This is a genomic window from Lysobacter sp. Root604 (assembly GCF_001427505.1).
GTDB lineage: Bacteria > Pseudomonadota > Gammaproteobacteria > Xanthomonadales > Xanthomonadaceae > Lysobacter.
The window spans coordinates 1,044,430-1,065,231 of sequence record NZ_LMGS01000001.1 but is presented as its reverse complement, the minus strand read 5'-3'; the positions used below and the strand labels follow the sequence as shown (position 1 = coordinate 1,065,231).

General features: G+C 70.0%; 18 protein-coding genes. 8 read left to right on the top strand and 10 right to left on the bottom strand.

Annotated elements, in window-relative coordinates:
- Positions 1 to 13: 13 nt before the first annotated feature.
- Complete coding sequence (locus tag ASD69_RS04945; RefSeq protein WP_200943940.1) at positions 14 to 1,099, bottom strand: DUF2891 domain-containing protein; 1,086 nt, start codon at positions 1,097 to 1,099, stop codon at positions 14 to 16.
- Positions 1,100 to 1,216: 117 nt separating this feature from the next.
- Between ASD69_RS04945 and asnS the strand changes: the two genes are divergently transcribed.
- The 6 genes from asnS to ASD69_RS04915 are packed head-to-tail and all read left to right on the top strand — an operon-like array spanning position 1,217 to position 5,084.
- Positions 1,217 to 2,617 carry an asparagine--tRNA ligase gene (asnS, locus tag ASD69_RS04940; RefSeq protein ID WP_056174592.1) on the top strand — a complete coding sequence of 467 codons (1,401 nt, stop codon included), beginning with the start codon at positions 1,217 to 1,219 and terminating at the stop codon, positions 2,615 to 2,617.
- A gap of 13 nt (positions 2,618 to 2,630) precedes the next feature.
- A complete protein-coding gene (locus ASD69_RS04935; RefSeq protein ID WP_056174590.1) occupies positions 2,631 to 2,984 on the top strand; it encodes a hypothetical protein in 354 nt (117 codons plus the stop codon).
- A gap of 7 nt (positions 2,985 to 2,991) precedes the next feature.
- Entirely contained in the window at positions 2,992 to 3,297 is a 306-nt protein-coding gene (locus ASD69_RS04930) for a hypothetical protein (protein WP_056174588.1), read from the top strand.
- A gap of 11 nt (positions 3,298 to 3,308) precedes the next feature.
- On the top strand, positions 3,309 to 3,632 hold the full coding sequence (locus ASD69_RS04925) for a hypothetical protein (RefSeq protein WP_056174587.1): 324 nt from the start codon (positions 3,309 to 3,311) through the stop codon (positions 3,630 to 3,632).
- 7 nt (positions 3,633 to 3,639) lie between these two features.
- On the top strand, positions 3,640 to 4,263 hold the full coding sequence (locus tag ASD69_RS04920; RefSeq protein ID WP_056174586.1) for an FMN-binding negative transcriptional regulator: 624 nt from the start codon (positions 3,640 to 3,642) through the stop codon (positions 4,261 to 4,263).
- Between the two features lie 35 nt (positions 4,264 to 4,298).
- Positions 4,299 to 5,084: an SDR family oxidoreductase gene (locus ASD69_RS04915; protein ID WP_056174585.1), complete on the top strand. Its 786-nt coding sequence runs from the start codon at positions 4,299 to 4,301 to the stop codon at positions 5,082 to 5,084.
- 33 nt (positions 5,085 to 5,117) lie between these two features.
- On the opposite strand, the gene ASD69_RS04910 is transcribed toward ASD69_RS04915, so the two are convergent.
- The 9 genes from ASD69_RS04910 to ASD69_RS04870 form a co-directional block, all read right to left on the bottom strand.
- Positions 5,118 to 6,971, bottom strand: a complete 1,854-nt coding sequence (locus ASD69_RS04910) for a hypothetical protein (protein ID WP_082576269.1) — start codon at positions 6,969 to 6,971, stop codon at positions 5,118 to 5,120.
- Positions 6,968 to 9,142, bottom strand: a complete 2,175-nt coding sequence (locus ASD69_RS04905) for a hypothetical protein (protein WP_056174584.1) — start codon at positions 9,140 to 9,142, stop codon at positions 6,968 to 6,970. The genes ASD69_RS04910 and ASD69_RS04905 overlap by 4 nt, the downstream gene beginning before the upstream one ends.
- Entirely contained in the window at positions 9,139 to 10,293 is a 1,155-nt protein-coding gene (locus ASD69_RS04900; RefSeq protein ID WP_056174582.1) for a BatA domain-containing protein, read from the bottom strand. Before ASD69_RS04900 ends, ASD69_RS04905 begins: the two co-directional genes overlap by 4 nt.
- Positions 10,290 to 11,186, bottom strand: coding sequence for a DUF58 domain-containing protein (locus ASD69_RS04895; protein WP_056174580.1), 897 nt, complete (start codon positions 11,184 to 11,186; stop codon positions 10,290 to 10,292). Before ASD69_RS04895 ends, ASD69_RS04900 begins: the two co-directional genes overlap by 4 nt.
- A 25-nt stretch (positions 11,187 to 11,211) precedes the next feature.
- Positions 11,212 to 12,210 (bottom strand): MoxR family ATPase, encoded by a 999-nt coding sequence (locus ASD69_RS04890; RefSeq protein ID WP_056174578.1) that lies wholly within the window; start codon positions 12,208 to 12,210, stop codon positions 11,212 to 11,214.
- A 22-nt stretch (positions 12,211 to 12,232) separates the two neighbouring features.
- On the bottom strand, positions 12,233 to 12,937 hold the full coding sequence (locus ASD69_RS04885; protein ID WP_056174576.1) for a DUF4159 domain-containing protein: 705 nt from the start codon (positions 12,935 to 12,937) through the stop codon (positions 12,233 to 12,235).
- Positions 12,938 to 12,999: 62 nt separating this feature from the next.
- Positions 13,000 to 14,625 carry a TldD/PmbA family protein gene (locus ASD69_RS04880; RefSeq protein ID WP_056174574.1) on the bottom strand — a complete coding sequence of 542 codons (1,626 nt, stop codon included), beginning with the start codon at positions 14,623 to 14,625 and terminating at the stop codon, positions 13,000 to 13,002.
- 97 nt (positions 14,626 to 14,722) lie between these two features.
- The gene (locus tag ASD69_RS04875) at positions 14,723 to 16,057 is read right to left on the bottom strand and encodes a TldD/PmbA family protein (protein ID WP_056174572.1); all 1,335 of its coding nucleotides are present in this window, start codon (positions 16,055 to 16,057) and stop codon (positions 14,723 to 14,725) included.
- A 21-nt stretch (positions 16,058 to 16,078) separates the two neighbouring features.
- Complete coding sequence (locus tag ASD69_RS04870) at positions 16,079 to 17,707, bottom strand: TldD/PmbA family protein (RefSeq protein WP_056174569.1); 1,629 nt, start codon at positions 17,705 to 17,707, stop codon at positions 16,079 to 16,081.
- Between the two features lie 273 nt (positions 17,708 to 17,980).
- Between ASD69_RS04870 and ASD69_RS04865 the strand changes: the two genes are divergently transcribed.
- Positions 17,981 to 19,408 carry an aldehyde dehydrogenase gene (locus tag ASD69_RS04865; RefSeq protein WP_056174567.1) on the top strand — a complete coding sequence of 476 codons (1,428 nt, stop codon included), beginning with the start codon at positions 17,981 to 17,983 and terminating at the stop codon, positions 19,406 to 19,408.
- 8 nt (positions 19,409 to 19,416) lie between these two features.
- A complete protein-coding gene (locus ASD69_RS04860; protein ID WP_056174565.1) occupies positions 19,417 to 20,781 on the top strand; it encodes a hypothetical protein in 1,365 nt (454 codons plus the stop codon).
- The last annotated feature ends 21 nt before the right edge of the window (positions 20,782 to 20,802 follow it).

Sequence of the window (20,802 nt, the reverse complement as noted above, 5' to 3'; positions counted from 1 at the left end):
GGGACGCAGCGTTTCAAGTTCCAGGCGGGAGCAGCAGATAGGTGGCGAAACTGCCCAGCCAGTGCGCGCCGGCATAGTGCGCGTCGCTGACCGCGGCCAGGCCGCTGTCGCGATGGCGCGCGGCGGCCGCGTGCAGGGCGGCAATGCGGCGGTCGCCGGGCGGCAGGCCGCGCGCCATGCCTTCCAGCATCCAGGCCCGGCTCAGGTTCAGGCCGTCTAGGTGGGCGAGCTTGCCGTCGGTGGGGTCCAGGACCACGCCCGGGGTCAGCCAGCCGGCGTCGGCCTTGCGCGGAATCGCGGGCAGGAAGGCCTTCAGCCAACGCGCGTATTCGGCCGGCGGCAGCACGCGCCGCATCAGGTCGGCCTCGGCCAGACAAGGCGAGAGGAAGTCCTGGCCGGAAGGTTCGTAGGCGATCGGGCAGTCGCGATCGTTCAGATGGAACTGGCGTACGCGCGCCAGCAGCGCCTCGCGCAGGCGCGCATCGCCGCTGGCCTGGGTCCAGTCCAGGGCCAGGCCGAACGCGAATGCGGTCTGCGAATGCTCGCCGACCCGGATCGGCATGGTCAGCTTGGGCAGCCAACGCAGCAGGCGCCCGGCGGCCTCGCGCTCCAGCGGCTCCAGCGCCGCGGCCCACTGCCGCGCCTGCGGATCGTCCCAGCCGCGCAGCTGCGTGCCCAGCTGCAGCAGCCAGGCCAGGCCGTAGGGGCGTTCGAAGGATTCGTCGCTGCCGGCGCGCAGATAGGCCAGCTCGCCGGCGATGTTGGCCGCGGTCAGGTTGGCGGCCAGGGCGCGCCGCGCGGGCGCGGCGAACTCGGCCTGCGGATAACGCTGCAGCAGGCGCGCCAGCAGCCAATGCCCGTGCACCGAGGAGTGCCAGTCGTAGCAGCCGTAGAAGGCCGGATAGAGCTTGCGCGGGGGTAGCGCGTCGGCGTCGCTGCGCAGTTGGTGCGACAGCTTGTTCGGGTACTCGCGTTGCACGCAATCCAGCGCCAGCTTGGCGAAGCGCGCGGCGCGGGCTTCGTCCAGCGCCGCCGGCGCCTGCGCCCACGCGCTCGCGGCGCACAGCCACAGCAGCGCCACCATCCAGCCTCGTCGCATGTCCCACTCCCCTGCCCGATCCTGGCCCGAGTGTAGCGGCGCCGTCGGCGCTTCGGGCCGCGCCGATCCGTTATCATCCCCGGTTCTTATCGAACAGCGTTCCGAGGCAGGAATCCCATGACGGTGGTCAGCGTCGAACAGGCACTCGCAGGCAAGGTCCCGGCGGGCGGTGAAGTCACGGTGCGCGGCTGGGTGCGTACCCGTCGCGACTCCAAGGCCGGGCTCAGCTTCGTCAATGTCAGCGACGGTTCCTGCTTCGCGCCGATCCAGGTGGTGGCGCCGGCGGCGCTGGCCAATTACGACAGCGAGATCAAGCACCTGACCACAGGCTGTTCGGTGATCGCCACCGGCACCCTGGTGGCCTCGCAGGGCCAGGGCCAGAGCTACGAGATCAAGGCCAGCGCGCTGGAGGTGGTGGGCTGGGTCGAACAGCCGCTGACCTACCCCATGCAGCCCAAGCAGCACACGCTGGAGTACCTGCGCGAGTTCGCCCACCTGCGCCCGCGCACCAATCTGTTCGGCGCGGTCACCCGCATCCGCCACAGCCTGGCCCAGGCCGCGCACCGTTTCTTCCACGAGAACGGCTTCAACTGGATCAGCACCCCGATCGTGACCACGTCCGACGCCGAGGGCGCGGGCCAGATGTTCCGCGTCTCGACCCTGGACCTGGCCAACCTGCCGCGCGGCAAGGACGGCGAGGTCGATTTCTCGCGCGACTTCTTCGGCAAGGAAACCTTCCTGACCGTGTCCGGCCAGCTCAACGCCGAGGCCTACGCACTGGCGCTGAGCAAGGTCTATACCTTCGGGCCGACCTTCCGTGCCGAGAACAGCAACACCACCCGCCACCTGGCCGAGTTCTGGATGATCGAGCCGGAGGTCGCCTTCAACGACCTGGCCGCCAACGCGCGCCTGGCCGAGGATTTCCTCAAGTACATGTTCCGCGCGGTGCTCGACGAGCGCGGCGACGACCTGGCCTTCATCGCCGAGCGCGTCCAGCCCGATGCGATCACCCGCCTGGAAGCCTTCGTCAACGCGCCGTTCGAACGCATCGACTACACCGATGCGATCGGCCTGCTGCAGAAGTCGGGGCAGAAGTTCGACTTCCCGGTCGAATGGGGCCTGGACCTGCAGACCGAGCACGAGCGCTGGCTGACCGAGCAGCACGTCGGCCGTCCGGTGGTGGTCACCAACTATCCCGAGCACATCAAATCCTTCTATATGCGCCTCAACGACGACGGCAAGACCGTCGCCGCGATGGACGTGCTGGCGCCGGGCATCGGCGAGATCATCGGCGGCAGCCAGCGCGAGGAGCGCCTGGATGTGCTCGATGCGCGCATCGCCCAGTTCGGCCTGGACACGACCCACTACGGCTGGTATCGCGACCTGCGCCGCTACGGCACGGTACCGCACGCCGGCTTCGGCCTCGGCTTCGAGCGCCTGGTGGTCTACGTCTGCGGCCTGAGCAATATCCGCGACGCGATCCCCTACCCGCGCGCGCCTGGTAGTGCCGAGTTCTGAGCCCCCGCACGCCATGACCACGGTAACCCTGTATCGCCCGACCGGCCCGAAGGAACTGGCCCTGGTCGAGGCCAGCGGCTTCCGGCGCTGGCCGCCGCGCCTGCCCGAGCAGCCGATCTTCTATCCGGTGACCAACGAGCAGTACGCGATCGACATCGCCACCCAGTGGAACATCAAGGACAGCGGCGTCGGCTATGTGACCCGGTTCGAAGTCGATGCGGATTTCATGGCGCGCTACGAAATCCAGAAGGTCGGCGGCGCGCACCACACCGAATGGTGGATACCGGCCGAGGAGTTGGAGCAGCTCAACGACCACATCGTCGGGCCGATCGAAGTCATCGGCGAATACCGCGCACCGCAATCCTGAGTAGCCCGTGATCCTGTTTCTAGCCCTGCTGTTCGTCGCCGTCGCCATTGCCGGCTTCTGCGCTTTCGTGATTTTCTGGCCGCTGTCGCTGGTGCACATCCGCGACCGCCATCCGGACCTGCAGCGCGAGCTCGGCGCGGGCGCGTTCGCCAATCCCTCGGCCTGGCGTTGGCTGTTGGGTCGCGGCTACCGCAGCGCCAACGACCGCAACCTCGACGGCCTGGCCAATCCGGCCCGGCTGTCGCTGCTGACCATCATCGCCGGCCTGGTTTGCGCCGGCCTGCTGTGGGCGTTGTCCACGGTGCTGCCATGAGCGATGCCTCCATGAACGATGAAGCTGTGAACGACACCCTGCGCGAGGAATGGTGGCTGGCCACTTTGGGCCGCACCGTGATCTGGGCGCGCCTGCGCGTGCGCGAGGCCGGCACCGCGGAAGTGTTCGACAGCGACGGCAACACCCTGGCCTACGACAGCGAGGACACGGCCCGCGCGGCCCTAATGGACGCCGAGTTCGTGTCGCTGGACGGCCTGGACGACGAAGATGCGGCCGAACGCGGTTTCGCGGTGGACGAGCTGACCCCGCCGCGCGCCGACGACGACGAGGTGCTGCGCGAGCTGATGGTGCGCAAGCTGCCGCAGCGGCACTGAGCGACGCATGTACCTGCCGCGCGCCTTCGCCGAGACCGATCTGGCCGCATTGGACGCACTGTTCGCGCGCGACAACTTCATCAGCTTGATCAGTGTGCGCGACGGCGAGCCCACGGTGTCGCATTTGCCGGTGCTGTACAGCCGCGACGGCGACCGCATCCTGTTGCGCGGGCATTGGGCCAGGCCCAATCCGCAAGCCACGCATGCCGGCTCCGCGCTGGCCGTGGTGCACGGTCCGCATGCCTACGTCTCGCCGGGCTGGTACACCGACAAAGAGGAAGCCGCGCGCGTGCCGACCTGGAACTACGCGGTCGCGCATCTGCACGGGCGTTTGGAGACCTACGACGACGAAGCCGAGCTCGCGCGCCTGGTCGACGATCTCAGCGTGCGACACGAGGCCGAAGTCGACAGCGACTGGCGCTTCGAGGTTGAGCGCGACGACCTGCGCCGGCAGTTGCGCGGTATCGTCGGTTTTCGTTTCGAAGTCGAACGCGCCACGCTCAAGTTCAAGCTCAGCCAGAACCACCCGCTCGCCAACCGGGTCGCGGTGGCCGAGCGCCTGGACGCGCTGGGCGGCGAGAACGCGACCGAGGTCGCCGCGCTGATGCGCGCCGCCCTGCCCGACGCCTGATCTCTCTCACGCCGTATCGCAACCGGAGCACCGCCATGGACCTCGATCTGACCGGCAAACACGCCCTGGTATGCGGCGGCTCCGACGGCATCGGCCGCGCCGCCGCGCACGAACTGGCCCTGCTCGGCGCCGACGTCACCGTACTCGCGCGCCGGCCCGACGCGCTGCAAGCGGTGGTCGCGGCCCTGCCCACGCGCGCGGCGCAGCAGCACGGCTGGATCGCCGCCGACGTCTCCGACACCGCCGGCCTGCGCGCGCAGGTCGAAGCCCTCGCCGCCGGTCGGCCGGTGCACATCCTGATCAACAACAGCGGCGGCCCGCCCGGCGGACCCGCCCACAGCGCCCAACTCGACGCTTACCTGGACGCCTTCAATCGTCACCTGCTCGCCAACCAGACTCTGGTCGCGGCGGTGCTTGCGGGCATGCAGTCCGCGCGTTGGGGCCGCATCGTCAACGTGATCTCTACTTCGGTGAAGGAACCCATCGTCGGCCTGGGCGTGTCCAACACGATCCGCGGCGCGGTCGCGAGCTGGGCCAAGACCCTGTCGCGCGAACTGGCGCCGTTCGGCATCACCGTCAACAATGTGTTGCCCGGCTACACCGAGACCGGTCGCATCACCCAGATCATCGGCGACCGAGCTCGCAGCTCGGGGCAATCCGAAGAAGCGATCATCGAAACCATGCGCAAGACCGTGCCGGCCGGCCGCTTCGCCCAGCCCGCGGAGATCGCCGCCAGCATCGCCTTCTTAGCCTCGCCTGCCGCCGCCTACGTCAACGGCGTGAGCCTGGCGGTGGACGGTGGTCGCATGCAGTCGATCTGAGCCGGCGAGCGCCGGCATCGCACGGGATGCGCCTCAGACCGCCGCGGGCGGGCGTCCCAGGCGCGAGCGTTCGAACCACCACAACGCCGCACTGAACAACAACCAGGCCAGGAACCAGGGCCAGGATGCGCTGCGATGCGTGTTCGCAGCGACGTCCGCAACGTCTGTGCGCGAAGACGGCTGCGCGGCGAGCGCCAGCGTATCGGCCTGCAAGGCGCTCGCGCGCAGACCAGGCGCTTCGTCGGCGGCGCGCACCGCGAACGGCCAGGCGCGGTCGCCCTGGCGCAACGTGTGCCAACCCGGCAGGCGCGGCCAATAAGCGGCGCAGCGTGCCGCGCCGCTGGCCGGATCGATCGGCAACACCAGCTCGCTGCCGTCCGGTGCGGACACGCGCGCGCCCGCGCTCAGGCCGCACAGGCGCATGCGCCGGTGTGGTCGCGCTTCGGTGTCGATGTCCGGCGCGCCGCCGCTCTGCGCACGCGCCACCTTGGCCAGCAAGTCGTTCCACAAACGCGCGTGCAGATCGCCGCGGCCGGCCAGGGCCAGGCGGAAGCTGTCGGTCAGCGTCCACAGCGCGACGCGTCCGCGCCCTTGCTCGCGCCACACCGCCAAGGCGACGCCGCCGGCATCGCGCAGCAGGGTCTGGGTCCGCGGCGATTCCAGGCGCAGCACGCGTCGGCTCAGCACCGGCGTCTCCGGCACGGCCTCGTCGCGCGCGCGCGGCGCGTCGGCGCTGCCGGGGCCGAGGCGTGCGCGGATCGCGTCTTCGTCGGCGCCGCCGTCCAGCGCGAGCTTGGCGGTGGCGGCTTCGCGGCCGGCGTCGACGTTGAAGCCCAGCGCACGCCATTGCGCGCGCGTGCTCTCGGACAAGGGCCCGGTCGCGCGCAGGGCCACGCCCAGGCCGTTGCGCATGGCCTCGATCAGGGCCGCGCGCTGGGCCGCGCCCAGGCCCTCCCAACTGCGATCGTCCAGCACGGCCAGATCGAAGTTGGCGAGGCTGGCGGCGTTGAGCGCGATCGGCGCATCGCCCAACTGCAGGCCGCCGCCGACGCTGATCTGGGTGTGCAGATCGGCGCCGCTGTCCAGCGCCCAACGCCGCAGGTACTTGAGTTCGGGACTGGGCGCACCGGCCAGGATCAGGATGCGCGGCGCGGTCTGGGTGGCGACGCTCAGCGGCAGCTCGACGTCCTGCACGACTTTGCGTTGGGCATCGAGCAGGCGCAGACGGAACGGGGCGAGACCGGCGCCGCGCGCACTGCCGCTCAGGGCCAGGGCGCCGTTCGCGTCCACAGCCACGCGATCGACGCGTTGTCCGGCCGGATCCAGCAGTTCGGCGCTACCGCCGGCTAGGCCATGGGCGCGCGCATGCACGACGAAATCGTCGCCGGCGGCGATCCGGCGCGGCAGCCACAGTCCGGTGAGGCCGCGCGGCAAGGGCAACGGCCGGAATTCGATCGCCAGGCCGCTTGCGGCATCCAGATCGCGGGCCTCCAGGCCGGCGCCGATCACGCGCAAGCGCCGCGTGCCGGGATGCCGGCGCAAGGCGGTGGCCAGGTCGGGCACGCGCTCGCCTTCCAGCGTGGCGGGCGCTTCCGGCAGAACCACGCGCACGTCGCCGGCGACGCCCTCGGCGAAATCGGCGACGCCTTGGGTCGCGACCACCATCGTGCCGGCTTCGCCCGGCAAGCGCGGCGGCAGCAGCGCCAGGTAGAGCAGGATCGCGCCCAGCGGTTGCGCGATCAGCAGCAAGCCCAGACGCCAACCCCGCGCGCCCCCGCCCGCGGGCGCACGCGCCTGGCGCAGAATCAGTCCGGTCCAGGCCGCCAACACCGCCAGCGCGAGCAGCGCGGCCAAGGCGAATTCCGGCGTGAAGTAGGCGGGGTTCACGGCGCCGACTCCTTGCGCAGGGCATCGAGATAGCGCCGCCCTTCTTCGCCGCCGTCCTCGCGCCGCGGCAGCGCCGCCGGCGGACGAGGCAGCAGCGGCCACAGCAAACCGCGCAGACGCGCGCGGCACGGCAGGCAGTCGGGACGCTCGCGCAAGGCATCGATCGCGGCCACGAACGCGAGCGGATCGGCGACGCGCGCCTCGTGCTCGCCCAGCCAGCGCTCCAGCGCGGCGGTGTCGACGGTCGCGTTCGCCGCGCCAGGTGCGGTCTCCAGGCTGCGCCACAGACTTTCGAGGCTGGCATCGGGCGCGCTGGCCGCGCTCAGCGCATCGCCGCGCCGCGCCAGACCTTCGCGCTCGCCGCTCATGCGCCGGCTCTCGTCGATCGGCGGCAGCTCCGGGCCGACCCGCGCCAGGTAGATGCGGCTGGCCTGCTGCACTTGCTTGATGTAGCGCAAGGCGCGATAGGCATAGGGCAAGGCGGTCTCCGGATGGGCCTGGCGCAGGTGCAGCTCCGATTGCCACATCTCGTCCAGCGCGGCCTTGAGCAACTTGCGCGTCTCTGGATCCAGCAAGGTCGCGGCCTCGGCGTGATCGTGGGTGTGGCCGTATTCCTCCAGCACCGAGCCCGCATCGCCGAAACGCGAGGGCGTCTGCGCCGGCGCGTGATCGTGATCGTCGTGGGCCTCGGGCTTCGCTTGCGCGTCGTGCCCGCCGTCCGCATGCGCCTGGTCTTCGGCATCGTTGGTCGGCGGCGGCTTGGGCTCGCCTTCCGCTTCCTCGCCCAGGAACTGGCCATAGCGCAGGCGCAGGATGCGCTGATCCACGCCGATCGCGTCCGAGCGCTGTTCGTATTGCGCGGCCGCCAGCTTGCGCCGCTGCGCGTACAAGGCCTCGGCGTCGATGATGATCTGGCGCTGGCTGCGGAAGTACGCCGGCAAGGTGGTCTTGACCAGGCCTTCGATGCCGGTCGCCTCCTGGCCCAGGTCCGCCGGCCAGCGCAGGATCAGGCTGGGGCTGCGCGCGCTCTGCGGCTGCGGCGCGCGGTTGTCGTCGACGCTGAGCTGCACGATCAGGTCGTCGCCGACCGCGAAACCCAGCGCGGCCAGATCCAGACGATGCGCATAACGCTTGGCGGTGGCGCCGCCGCTGCCGCGCAGACCGATGCGCTGCTCGCGGAAAGTGATGCTCTCGCCGGAGCCCTGGGCCAGGGTGATGCGCAGGCTCGCGTTCGCAGCCAGGCCGTAGTCGTCGCTGGCGTCGAACACCAGCGGCCACACGCGCTGCCCCGGCGTGAGCAGGCTCAAGCCGCGGTCGGGTTCGATCACGCGCAGTTGCGGCGCACGGTCGGGGGTGAGATCGAGACGATAAAGGCGCCGCTGCTGCAAGGGCAGCGCGTGCGCATCCAGCACGATGCGATACAGCGTCGACTTCTCCAGCACCGCGCTCGCCGACCAGTCCTCGCCCTGGCGCTGCAAGGCCAGGCGGCGGCCGTCGTGGAACACCAGCTCGGCCGAGCCCGGCTGCGGCTGGAAGCGCAGGCGCCAGCGCAAACGCGCGCCTTGCACGGTCTTGGCCTCCAGTTGCGCTTCCTCGCGCGCCGGCAGACGCGTGTAGGCGGGCGGCGCGATCGCCAGCGAGGCCTCGCTCAGCCGCGTATGCGTGGGCGACGACGCCAGGCCGACCGCATCGGCCAGCCGTTCGCTCAAGGGCGCATCGTTCGGGCGCGGCCACAGCGACAGTCCGAGCAAGGCGAGTCCGGCCAGCACCGCCGACAGCCACGCGCGACGCGACGACACGACCGGTCCCAGTGCGGGCGTCGCCACGCTTTCGAGACGCCCTTGCAGGCGCGTGCGCTGCAGCCGCTGCAGGGCACCCAGCGTCGCCGTGTCGGCGAACAGCAGATCGGCGCTGTCGTCCATATCGCGGCGGCGCGCATTGAGCTGGCGCGTGAGCCAGGCCGTGTCCAGGCGCAGCGCCAGGCGCCAGGCCAGGAGCGCTACGGCGACGATACCCAGCAGCGCGACCGAGGCCGCGACCGGGCCCCCGCTCCATCGCCAGGCGGCGACCGCCGCGACGATCGCCCAGGGCGCGGCCACCAGGCCGGCATCGAGCCCGCGCCGCCAGCGCGCCGCGCGCAACAAGCGCTGCAGTTCGCCAGTTGCGTTCATGGCGTCGTCCCGCGGCCGGGCCGGCAGGCCAGCCAGCGTTCCAGCGCGAACAGCAGGCCGATCAGCAAGGCCAGCCAGGCTTGCAGATCGCGGGCGGGCGCGGCGTAGGCCGGGCCGCCGCTGCGCGGCGCGTAGTCGCTGGCTAGCGCGAGCGTGGGCTCGGGTGCCGGCGCGCTCAGCAGCTCGCGCAGACGGCGCGGAAACTCGGGCTCCAACAGCACCGGCATCGCCTGCGGCGTAAGCGCGCGGGTGAAGCGCAGCACGCGCCCGTCCCGGTAGCGACCGCCTTCGACCAGCACCGCGCCGTCGGCGTCGCGCCACAGCGGCGCGGGCGAGGTTCCCTCCGGCAGCGGCGCGCCCGCATCGAGCAGAACGCTACCGCCCGCCCCTACCCATTCCAGCAGCGGCGCAGGCAAGGCACCCGGCGCCAGCCATAGCAGGCTGCGCGTGCCCGGATCGCCGGGCGCAGCCGACGTCGCGGCCGCGACGTCGAGCGCGGCGGCTTGCGGCGACCACGACGACACCGCCGCACGCAGGTAGGGCAGCGAGGGCGCGCGCTCGGGCGCATAGCGGATCGCGAGCTTCGGCACCGCGAGCGGCCGCGTGACTGGCGCGGCCGGCGCCGCAGCGGCCACCACCTGCCATTCGATCTTGCGCGACAGCAGCGGGCGTTCGCCATCGGCGCCGGTCAGTTGCGCCGGCACCAGCACACGCAGCGGCACATCCGCCGGCAGGGTCGCATCCAGCTCGCGCAGCAGGCTGGCCAGCGCGACCGGCTGGGTCGGCGATGGCGTGTCGATCTTCGGGAAGCCTGGCGCCAGCCAGTGCGCGCGCGCATCGGGCGGGAGCTGCAGCGTGCGCGGATCCAGCCCAGGCGCGACCGCGACCCAGGGCCGCGCGGTCGCCGCGCCGTGCATCACCGGACGCGCCAACCACAGCGCCAGCAAGGCCAGCAACAACAGACGCAGCAGCAACAGCCAGCGTTCGTCGAAGCGAATGCGGTGGCGCGGCCGCGGCTTGTGGCGCAGCCAGCGCAGCGCCGCGAAATCGGTGGGACGCTGCTCGCTGCGTCGCGCCAGATGGATCAGCAGCGGCAGCAGCAGGGCCGCAAGCGCGGCCAGGGCGGCAGGCAGCAGCAGCGCGAAATTCACGCGTACTCCGCGGCGTCGCGGGCGCCGAACAAGCGGCGCAGCGGCAGATCGAGCTCCTGGTCGAGCACGTACTCGGCATGGCGAATACCGCAGGCATCCAGGCGCGCATCGACCTCGGCGCGGGCGGCGGCGAAACGCGCCAGGAACTCGTTGCGCAGCGCGACGCCGTCGCCCAGCAGCTCCTCGCCGGTCTCGGGGTCGCGGAAGCGGTGCCCGCCCTGATACGGGAAATCGCGCTCTTCGGCGGTCAGGATGCGCACGCTCAAGACCTCGCGCCGCGCCGATGCGAGGCGCTCGGCCACCGCGATGCCGCTTTCGTCGAAGCCGTCGCCGAGCATCAGCACCAGGTCGTCGGCGCCGATGCGTTCCCACAGCGGGCGCAACTGCTCGCTGCTGGGCCATGCGCCTTGCGCGGACAGCGCCTGCAGTTCCAGCAGCAGGCGATCGCGCTGGCGCGGGCCGCTGGCGGGCGCGAGCAGACGCAAGCCGTCGCCGCGCAGGCCGATCAATCCGAAGCGGTCGCCCTGGCGCAAGGCCAGTTCGGCCACGCAGGCGGCCAGGCCCTTGGCCGCATCCAGTCGGCTCCAGTTCGGACGCGCGGCGTCGGTCTGATTCATCGAGGCGCTGGCGTCGACCAGCAGCCACACCGCCAGCGGGCTTTCGCGCTCGGCTTCGCGCACGAAGAAGCGGTCCGAGCGCGCATACAGTTTCCAGTCGATCTGGCGCAGTTCGTCGCCGGGTTCGTAGGCGCGGTACTGGGCGAACTCCAGGCCGGCGCCGCGGCTGCGGCTGCGGTGCAGACCCAGCCCGTGCGCGCCGACCGCGCGCCGCGAGGTCAGGCGCAGGGTGCGCAAGCGCGCCCGCACCGCCGCCGGAATCAGATCGCCGCTCATCGCGCTATCCGCCCTGCCCCGACGCTCAGGCGCCGGCGAACGGCACGCCGCGCAGCAGCGCCGCGATCACGTCGTCGGCGCTCTTCTGTTCGGCCTCGGCCGCGAACGACAGCAGCAGGCGGTGGCGCATCACCGGCGCGGCCAGCGCCAGCACATCGTCGCGGGTAGCCGCCAGGCGCCCGTGCAGCAGCGCGCGCGCCTTGGCCGCCAGCACCAGCGACTGGCCCGCGCGCGGACCGGCGCCCCACTTCACCCATTGCCGCACTTCGGCCAGGGCGCTGTCGCGCGGCCGGCTCGCGCGCACCAGGCGGGTGATCCACAGCAGCAGATCGTCGCCCAGATGGACCTCGCGCACGCGCGCCTGCAGGGCCAGTACCTGCTCGCCGTGCATCACCCGCGGCACCTGCGCGCTGTGCGCGCCGGTGGTCTGCTGCAGGATGTCGTGCTCCTCGCGCTCGCTGGGGTAGTCGACGCGGATATGCAGCAAGAAACGATCCAGCTGCGCTTCCGGCAAGGGATAGGTGCCGGCCTGTTCCAGCGGGTTCTGGGTGGCCAGCACGAAGAACGGCGACGGCAGCGTGTGGGTGACGCCGGCGTAGCTGACCGTGCGTTCCTGCATCGCTTCCAGCAGCGCGGCCTGGGTCTTGGGCGGGGTGCGGTTGAGTTCGTCGGCCAGCAGCAGATTGGTGAAGATCGGGCCGGGCTGGAAACGGAAATGGCGATGGCCGGTGCCGTGGTCCTCCTCCAGCAGCTCGGTGCCGAGGATGTCGCTGGGCATCAGGTCGGGGGTGAACTGCACGCGCCGGAACTGCAGTTCCAGCGCCTGCCCCAACGAGCGCACCAGCAGGGTCTTGCCCAAGCCCGGCACGCCCTCGAGCAGGCAGTGGCCGCCGGCCAGCAGGCCGATCAGCAACTGTTCGACCACGTCGTCCTGGCCGACGATGGCCTGCGCGATCGCGCTGCGCAGCGTGCTCAGCTGGGCCAGTTCGGCTTGGATGTCGGATTCGCTGGGGATCTGGCTCATGGGTGTGCCCTTGCTGGTTCGTTCACGCGGTCAGCGCGTACATGACGATGTTGACCGCAAACTTGGTGTTGTCCTCGGCCAGGAAGCGCTTGTTGCGCCAGTCGTAGTCCCACTCGCAGCCGTAGTCCTTGTTGCTGTAGAGCACGCCCAGACGGCCGTCGATCTCGATGCCCTGCAGGTACTCGTGGACCAGGTCGTCGCCCCAGCCGTTGAGTTCGAAGCCGGTCGCGGGCGGGCCGTCGAAGACGAAGAAGCTGCGGTAGATCGGATGGTTCTTGGGCAGCTTCTTCATCGCCTTGCGGCCGAAGATCGCCGCCATCTGCGATTCGAACGAGCGCGCGAACAGGCCGTCGATGTCGTGATTGCAGTCGTCGACGAAGACGAAGCCGCCGTTGCGCACATAGCGCTCGAAGTTGCGGCGCTCGTCGGGATTGAACTCGACCAGCTTGTGCCCGGCCAGGTAGCAGAACGGCGCGGTCAGCATCTTGGGATCGGCCAGCGCCAGCACGTGCTCCTTGGGATCCACGCGCAGGTTGGTGTAGTCGATCAGCGAGGTGATCAGGTTGGCCGGCATGCGCTGGTCCACGTCCCAGTCGCCGGAGTCGTACTTCAAACGGGTGAACCAGAAGTCGTACTCGGCCGCGGCCAGGGCCGACTGCCAGGGCCGGGCCAGGGCCGCGCCGGCCAGGCCGCCCAGCATCAGGCGCAGGAACTGCGCGCGGTTCATGCGTACGCGCCCGCGCTCGAAGGCGCCTGAGGGCTGCGGGCGACGACACTGGGCATCGGCGGCTACAGCGAACGCGCGGTGTTGATGATGTTGACGCCGTTGAAGCGCGTCGTGCTCGATCCGTGCGACACCGCCGAGACCTGGCTGGGCTGGCCCTTGCCGTCGAAGAAGGAGCCGCCCATGCGGAAATCGCGCTGGTCGCAGACCGCCACACAGGCGTTCCAGAACTCCGGCGTGCGGATCTGGTAGGCCGCGTCCTCGACCAGGCCCACGACCTGGCCGTTCTTGATCTCGAAGAACAGCTGGCCGCTGAACTGGGCGTTGTAGCGCTGCTGGTCGATCGAATAGGAACCGCGCCCGTGCACGTACAGCCCACGCTCCACGCCCTTGACCATCTCCGCCACGCTCAGGGGCTTCTTGCCGGGCTTCAGCGAGACGTTGGCCATGCGCTGGAACTGCACGCTGGACCAGCTGTCGGCGTAGCTGCAGCCGTGCGATTCCTTGTGGCCGAGGATATGTGCCTCATCGCGGGTGGCCTGGTAGTCGACCAGGATGCCGTCGCGGACCAGATCCCACTCGCGCGTCTTCACGCCCTCGTCGTCGTAGCCGACCGCGCCCAGGCTGCCGGGGCGGGTCTTGTCGGCGACGAAGTTGACCAGCTCGCTGCCGTAGCGATAGCCCTGCTCGCGCTTGTCGAGGGTGGCGAAGCTGGTGCCGGCGTAGTTGGCCTCGTAACCGAGCACGCGGTCCAGTTCCAGCGGGTGGCCGACGTTTTCGTGGATGGTCAGGAACATATTGGACGGGTCCAGCACCAGGTCGTACTTGCCGGGCTTGACCGAAGGCGCCTTGAGCTTGGCGCGCGCGTGCTTGGCGGCCGCGACCGCGTCCTCCATCACGTCGTAGGAGCTGCCGTAGCCGGTCATGCCTCCGGGCAAGGCGTGCTTGCCGGCCGGATCGGCGTCCAGGTATTCGTAGCCCAGGCCCATCGGCGCCGACAGGCCGTCGCGTGTGCGGAACTTGCCGCTGGCCTTGTCCACCGCAGTCGCGGTGAGCGGCAGCCAGATGCGGTGCACGTCCTGATCGATGTAGCTGCCGTCGGTGGAGGCGAAGTACTTCTGCTCGTTGATCACGAACAGGGTCGAATTGACGAAATCGGCGCCGGCCTTCATCGCCGCGGCGTTGACGCCCAGCAACAGCTCGACCTTGTCCTTGATCGGCACCGCCATCGCGTTCTTGCGCACCGGCGTGGCCCAGCGCACCTCGCCCACGCCGCGCACCGGCGCCAGTTCGACCTTGCGGGTCTGGGCCTTGGCGTTGGCGCGCGCGATCGCCAGGGCCTGACGCGCCGCGGCGGCCACCGCCTCGGGCGTGGAGCGGCCGGTGGCCGCGAAGCCCCAGGCGCCGTCGCAGAGCACGCGGATGCCGACGCCGGCGGATTCGCCGTTGACGACGTTGCGGACCTGGGCCTCGCGGGTGATCACCGACTGGCGCAGGTAGCGGCCGATGCGCACGTCGCAGTACGACGCCCCGCCCTCGCGCGCGGCGCTCAAGGCGGTGTCGGCCAGGGTGCGCCGACGCACGGCGTCGACCGGCTCCAGCAAGGCCTCCGCCGCGATGCTGCGGCCGTAGGGAAGCATGAGACCGGCCAGACCGAGGCCGGTGAAACTCAGAAAGTCGCGTCGTTGCACGGGTCACAGGCTCGGCTGTAGCGGGGGAACGCGCGGCTGGCGCGTCGGCGACGGGCGGCGCGCCGGACACCGGCGGCGCCGCCCGCGCGCTGTGGCGTCAGACCGCGTCCGACAACGAAGTGAAGGTGAAATCGCGCAGCTTCATCGGCGGAATCATCATCACGAACGAGGACTCGTCGCCAGCCACGCGCACCGGTTTGCCGAGTTCTTCGATGTTGTTGAGCATGATCACCGGCGACTCGTTGAAGCGGAAATTCTTCACCGGGTGCTTGATCACGCCGTTCTCGATGTAGAAGGTGCCGTCGCGGGTCAGACCGGTCAGCAGCACGGTCTGCGGATCGACCAGGCGGATGTACCAGGTGCGGGTGACCAGGATGCCCTTCTGGGTGCCCTTGATCAGGTCCGCGGTGGACTTGTCGCCGCCGGCCATCAGCAGGTTGCCGGGCGTGCCGACCGCGCGCTTGCCCTGCTTCTTGGCCCAGTAGCGCGAGTAGCGCAGCGCCGCGATCTTGCCGTTCTCGACCACCGCCATCTTCTCGCGCGGCAGGCCCTCGCCGTCCCAGGGCATGACCGCGGCGCGCTCGTCCCAGGGATCGGCGACGATGTTCACGCGCGGGTCGTAGACCTGCTCGCCCAGCTTGTTGCCGCCGCCCTTCTTGGACAGGAAGCTGCGGCCCTCGTCGGCCTGACGAGCGTCGAAGAAATTCATCATGAACGAGATCAGGCCGGCGGCCGCGGCCGGCTCCAGGATCACCGTGTACTTGCCCGGCTCCAGCGCCTTGGCCTCGGCCGATTCGGTGGCCTTGCGCATCGCCGTACGCACGTCGCTGTCGACCTTGAAGTCGCCCGCGCTCTTGAGGTTGCGGCCGACCCAGCCCGAACCGCGGCCGTCGTCGGTGCGCACGGTGCAGGTGTAGTCGAAGTTGGTGGCGCGCTGATAGCCGAAATTGCCCTTGCTGTTGGCGAAGGCGACGAAGCTCTGGCCGTCCTCGAGGAAACCGGCGGCGGTCAGTTTGTCGGCGCGGCAGGGCGCGATCGAATCGGCGGCGACCTTGGCGCGGTACTCGGGCGTGATCGCGGCGGTGGCTTCGCTGAAGGTATTGCTGGGCTTGTAGGTTTGCTTCTCGATCGCCGGCATGAATTCGGGGTTCTCCGGCGCCAGGCGCGCCAGATCCTCGGCGCGGCGCACCACGCGCTCAAGCGCGGCGTCGTCGAACTCGTTGATCGTGGCCACGCCGACGCGGTTGCCGAATGCAACCTGGACCGCCAGATCGGCGTCGTCGACGATGCCGCTGGTGGAGACGTTATTGAGGGCGAAACGGATGTTGCCGTTGATCGAGCCGCTCAGCGTGGCCGTGCATTCGTCGGCCTTGGACAGCTTGACGACCTTCTCCAGCAGGGTCCGGGCTTCGGCTTCGGTAAAGATACTCATCGTGGATTCTCCTGGCGTCGCTTAGCCGAGCTTGCGGGCGGTGTTGATGACGTTGATGCCGTTGAAGCGCGCCGTGCTCGATCCGTGCGAGACCGCCGACACCTGGCCCGGCTGGCCCTTGCCGTCGAAGAACGAGCCGCCGAGGCGGTAGTCGCTGTCGTCGCAGACGGCGGTGCAGGCGTTCCAGAACTCCGGCGTGCGGATCTGGTAGGCCACGTCCTCGAGCATGCCGGTGATCTTGCCGTTCTTGATTTCGTAGAACAGCTGGCCGCCGAACTGGGCGTTGTAGCGCTGCTGGTCGATCGAGAACGAGCCGTCGCCGATGATGTAGATGCCGTTCTCGACGTCCTTGATCATGTCGGCGACGCTGAGCTTGTTCTTGCCCGGCGCCAGCGAGACGTTGGCCATGCGCTGGAACTGCACGCTGGACCAGCTGTCGGCGTAGCAGCAGCCGTCGGATTCGGTCTTGCCCACGATGTGGGCCTGGTCGCGGATGGTCTGGTAGTCGACCAAGGTGCCGTCCTTGACCAGGTTCCAGCGCTTGGTCTTGACGCCCTCGTCGTCATAGCCGACCGCGCCGAGGCTGCCGACCTGGGTCTTGTCGGCGAACAGGGTGACGTTGTCGCTGCCGTAGCGGAACTTGTCCTTGAGCTTGTCCAGGGTGGCGAAGCTGGTGCCGGCGTAGTTGGCCTCGTAGCCGAGCACGCGGTCCAGCTCCAGCGGATGGCCGACCGACTCGTGGATGGTCAGCCAGGTGTGCGAAGGGTCCAGCACCAGGTCGTACTTGCCCGGCTTGACCGAGGGCGCGGTCAGTTTCTCGCGCGCCTGCTTGGCCGAGGCCACCGCGTCCTCGAGCATGTCGTAGGAATCGCTGTAGTTGACCACGCCGTTGGGCGAGACCACCTTGCCCGAGGCGGCGCCGTCGAGGTACTCGAAGCCCATGCCCATCGGCGAGGACAGGCCGTCGCGGGTGCGGAACTTGCCGCTGGCCTTGTCGATCGCGGTCACCGTCATCGGCGCCCAGATCCGGTGCACGTCCTGATCGATGTAGGAGCCGTCGGTGGACGCGAAGTACTTCTGCTCGTTGACCAGGAACAGCATCGAGTTGACGAAGTCGGCGCCGGCCTTGACCGCGGCGGCATTCACGCCCAGCAGCAGATCGACCTTCTCCTTGAGCGGAACTTCCATCGAGTTCTTCTTGATCGGCGTCTTCCACGACACCTCGCCCACGCCCGGCGCCTTGGCCAGCTGCACCGGCGCGGTCTGGCTCTTGGCGTTGGCGCGCGCGATCGCGGCAGCCTGCTGCGCGGCCTTGACCACGCCGTCGTTGGTGAGGCGGTTGGTGGCGGCGAAGCCCCAGGCGCCGTTGACCAGCACGCGCACGCCGATGCCGGTGGACTCGGTGTTGACCACGTTCTGGACCTTGTCCTCGCGCGTGATCACGAACTGGCGCAGGTAGCGCCCGATGCGCACATCGCAGTAGGAGGCGCCGGCCTGGGTGGCCGCGCCCAGCGCGGCGTCGGCCAGCACCTTCTTCTTGGCCACATCCAACGGCGAAAGCAGCGCCTCGGCGGCGATGAGGTTGCCGTAGGGAACCATCAGCCCGGCCAATCCCAGGCCCGACATCGTCAGGAAATCTCGTCTGTCCACGTTGATTCTTCCGCCGTTGAGGCCCGCATGTCGACGTCGCCGTCCGCCATCGGGCGTGGATGAGAAGGGTCCGTCCGAATGTGCAGAGCCGCTAACCGGCGCGTCAAGTGCCGAGAGGCCCGGGTCATGCCCGCGCGGCGCGAAGCTGGGACCTGGATGCGCATGCGCTTTGCATAACTTGGCCGCAGCGCGTTCGAGGACGAGCGTGCCGGACGGACGCGCCTGCGCACGCCGCCGATGGGCGCGCGACGGCCAGCGCGCTAAGCTAGACGGATGCGATATTTCCGGCACTGCATCGACGGACAGTCCCGCGACCCTGCCAGCGGCCGCTGGCTAGATGTCTACGACCCCGCCAATGCGCAGGCGTATGCAAAAGTCGCCGCCGGCGACGCCGCCGATGTCGAGGCCGCGATCGCGGCCGCCGGCCAGGCCTTCCCGGCCTGGGCCGGCCTGCCCCATAGCGAGCGCGCACGCTGGCTGGAGAAGTTGGCCGACGCACTGGAAGCGCGCCTGGATGCGTTCGCGCAGGCCGAGTCCGAGGACGCCGGCAAGCCGATCCGACTCGCGCGCGAGGTCGAGATTCCGCGCGCGGTCGCCAACCTGCGCTTCTTCGCTCACGCCGCGACCCAGTTCGCCAGCGAATCCCACCACGGCCAGGCCGGGCTCAACTACACCCTGCGCTCGCCGCTGGGCGTGGTCGCGACGATCTCGCCCTGGAACCTGCCGCTGTACCTGTTCACCTGGAAGATCGCCCCGGCCCTGGCCGCCGGCAACGCGGTGGTCGCCAAGCCCTCGGAGGTGACGCCGGCCACGGCGACGATGCTGGGCGAACTCGCGATCGAGATCGGCTTCCCGGCCGGCGTGCTCAACATCGTCCACGGCCTGGGGCCCCAGGTCGGCGAGCCGCTGGTGAATCACGACGCGGTGCGCGCGGTGTCGTTCACCGGCAGCACCGCGGTCGGCCAGCGCATCGCCGCGCTGGCCGCGCCGCGCCTGAAGAAGGTCTCGCTGGAACTGGGCGGCAAGAATCCGACCCTGGTGTTCGCCGACAGCGACTGGCGCGCCCAGCTCGACACCCTGGCGCGCTCGGCGTTCCAGAACTCGGGCCAGATCTGTCTGTGCGGCTCGCGCCTGCTGGTGGAACGTTCGATCTACGCCGAGGTGCGCGAGGCCATGATCGAGCGCGCGCAAGCGCTGCGCGCGGGCGCGCCCGCGGACGAGGCGACCACGCTAGGCCCGCTGGTATCGCAGGCGCATTACGACAAGGTTCTGCTGGCGCTAGCCCGCGCCCGCGAGGAAGGCGGCCAGGTCCTGTGCGGCGGCCATGCGCTTGAGCGCGCGGGCTGGTACGTGGCCCCCACCGTGATCGAAGGCCTGGGGCCGGACAGCGTCAGCAATCGCGAGGAGATCTTCGGGCCTGTGGTCACCCTGCAGCCCTTCGACGACGACAGCCACGCCCTGGCCCTGGCCAACGCCGGCGACTACGGCCTGTCGGCCTCGATCTGGACCCGCGATCTCAACCGCGCGCACCGCCTGGCCGCGCAACTGCGCGTGGGCATGGTCTGGATCAACACCTGGCTGCAACGCGACCTGCGCACGCCGTTCGGCGGCGTCGGCGCGTCCGGTCTCGGCCGCGAAGGCGGTGCCGAGGCCATGCGCTTCTTCACCGATGCCAAGAATGTAGGTCTGCACCTGGGATGAGCCCGTCCATGCCGCCGTCCGCCGCCGAATCGCGCCCGCGCTCGATCCGCGGGGCCCTGACCTCGGTACTCGCCCTGCTGCTGTCCGGCGTCGCCCTGCTCGCCCAGGCGCAGCAGGCGCCGCTGGACCCGGTCGACGAGTTCTACCGCCAATTCAACGCCCAGCCCGACGAGTACAGCCGCTTCCTGCTCGCGTACGGCTACGACAGCGGCCAGGACGAGGCCCTGGCTAACGAAATCGGGCAGATGCTGGCGACCCAGTACGGCTTCTTCGGCCGACCCAACGACGCCGACCGCACGATGCCGTTCTGGGAGGAGGCGCCCGCAGGCTTCAGCTTGCCGGACCGGCGCCGTTATACCGCCCTGCCCGCGCTGGAATGGATCGCCGCGCGCGCCGCGCGGCGTCAGGTGTTGATGATCAACGAGGCCCATCACCGCAACGACACCCGCCGCCTGACCCTGGCCCTGTTGCCGCGCCTGCGCGCGCTCGGCTACACGCATGTGGCGTTGGAAACCCTGGAAGCCGACGACACCGGGCTGCGCCAACGCGGCTATCCGCTCTACTCTCGCACCGGCTACTACAGCGGCGACCCGATCTACGCCGAAATCATTCGCACGGCGCTGCGTCTGGGCTTCGTGCTGGTGCCCTACGATTCGATCCGGGTGCCCGGCCAGACTCAACAGCAGCGCGAAACCCGCCAGGCCGAGCAACTGATCGAACGCGTGTTCCGCGACAACCCGCGCGCCAAGCTGCTGGTGCATGCCGGCTACGCGCATATCGACAAGTCGCCCGGAGGCTTCGGGCCGCGCACCCGGCCGATGGCGATGGAGTTCCAACGCTTGAGCGGGATCGAGCCGCTCAGCGTCGAGCAGGCGCTGCTGACACCGGCACCGCCGGGAACCGCCGCCTCGATCGCCGACCGCATCGCCGCGGAATTCCGTCTGACCCGACCCAGCGTCTTGCTCGACCGCCGCGTCGGCCGCGAATGGACGTTGTGGCCCGGACGCAACGATCTCACCGTGGTGTTCCCGGACACGGCCGATTCGGTGTTGCGCCCGGATTGGATGCGCCTGGGCGGCCTACGCAATCCGATCGATCTGTCCGACGAATTGCGGCCCTGTCTGGCACGCCTGCCGTGCGCGCTGGAAGCGCGGTATCTCGGCGAAAGCGTCGATGCGGTACCGGCCGACCAGACCGTGATCCTCAGCGCGGCGGAGCATCGCCTGCCGCTGTACCTGAAACCGGGACGCTACGACCTCAAGGTCCGCGACCGCAGCGGCCAAATTGTAGGCCGACACCTTTTGCGGGTCTGCGCTCCGGCGCAGGCCGCGTACGTGCGCGCTTGCGCCCGTCCGTCCCGCGCCGCCCACTGAAACGGACTCTGCGAACCCGCC

Coding starts and splice junctions, on each gene's coding strand:
- ASD69_RS04935 (WP_056174590.1), top strand. CDS start 2,631: ATGACCACGGTAACCCTGTATCGCCCGACCGGCCCGAAGGAACTGGCC.
- asnS (WP_056174592.1), top strand. CDS start 1,217: ATGACGGTGGTCAGCGTCGAACAGGCACTCGCAGGCAAGGTCCCGGCG.
- ASD69_RS04890 (WP_056174578.1), bottom strand. CDS start 12,210: ATGAGCCAGATCCCCAGCGAATCCGACATCCAAGCCGAACTGGCCCAG.
- ASD69_RS04920 (WP_056174586.1), top strand. CDS start 3,640: ATGTACCTGCCGCGCGCCTTCGCCGAGACCGATCTGGCCGCATTGGAC.
- ASD69_RS04875 (WP_056174572.1), bottom strand. CDS start 16,057: ATGAGTATCTTTACCGAAGCCGAAGCCCGGACCCTGCTGGAGAAGGTC.
- ASD69_RS04895 (WP_056174580.1), bottom strand. CDS start 11,186: ATGAGCGGCGATCTGATTCCGGCGGCGGTGCGGGCGCGCTTGCGCACC.
- ASD69_RS04945 (WP_200943940.1), bottom strand. CDS start 1,099: ATGCGACGAGGCTGGATGGTGGCGCTGCTGTGGCTGTGCGCCGCGAGC.
- ASD69_RS04865 (WP_056174567.1), top strand. CDS start 17,981: ATGCGATATTTCCGGCACTGCATCGACGGACAGTCCCGCGACCCTGCC.
- ASD69_RS04860 (WP_056174565.1), top strand. CDS start 19,417: ATGCCGCCGTCCGCCGCCGAATCGCGCCCGCGCTCGATCCGCGGGGCC.
- ASD69_RS04885 (WP_056174576.1), bottom strand. CDS start 12,937: ATGAACCGCGCGCAGTTCCTGCGCCTGATGCTGGGCGGCCTGGCCGGC.
- ASD69_RS04905 (WP_056174584.1), bottom strand. CDS start 9,142: ATGAACGCAACTGGCGAACTGCAGCGCTTGTTGCGCGCGGCGCGCTGG.
- ASD69_RS04915 (WP_056174585.1), top strand. CDS start 4,299: ATGGACCTCGATCTGACCGGCAAACACGCCCTGGTATGCGGCGGCTCC.
- ASD69_RS04925 (WP_056174587.1), top strand. CDS start 3,309: ATGAACGATGAAGCTGTGAACGACACCCTGCGCGAGGAATGGTGGCTG.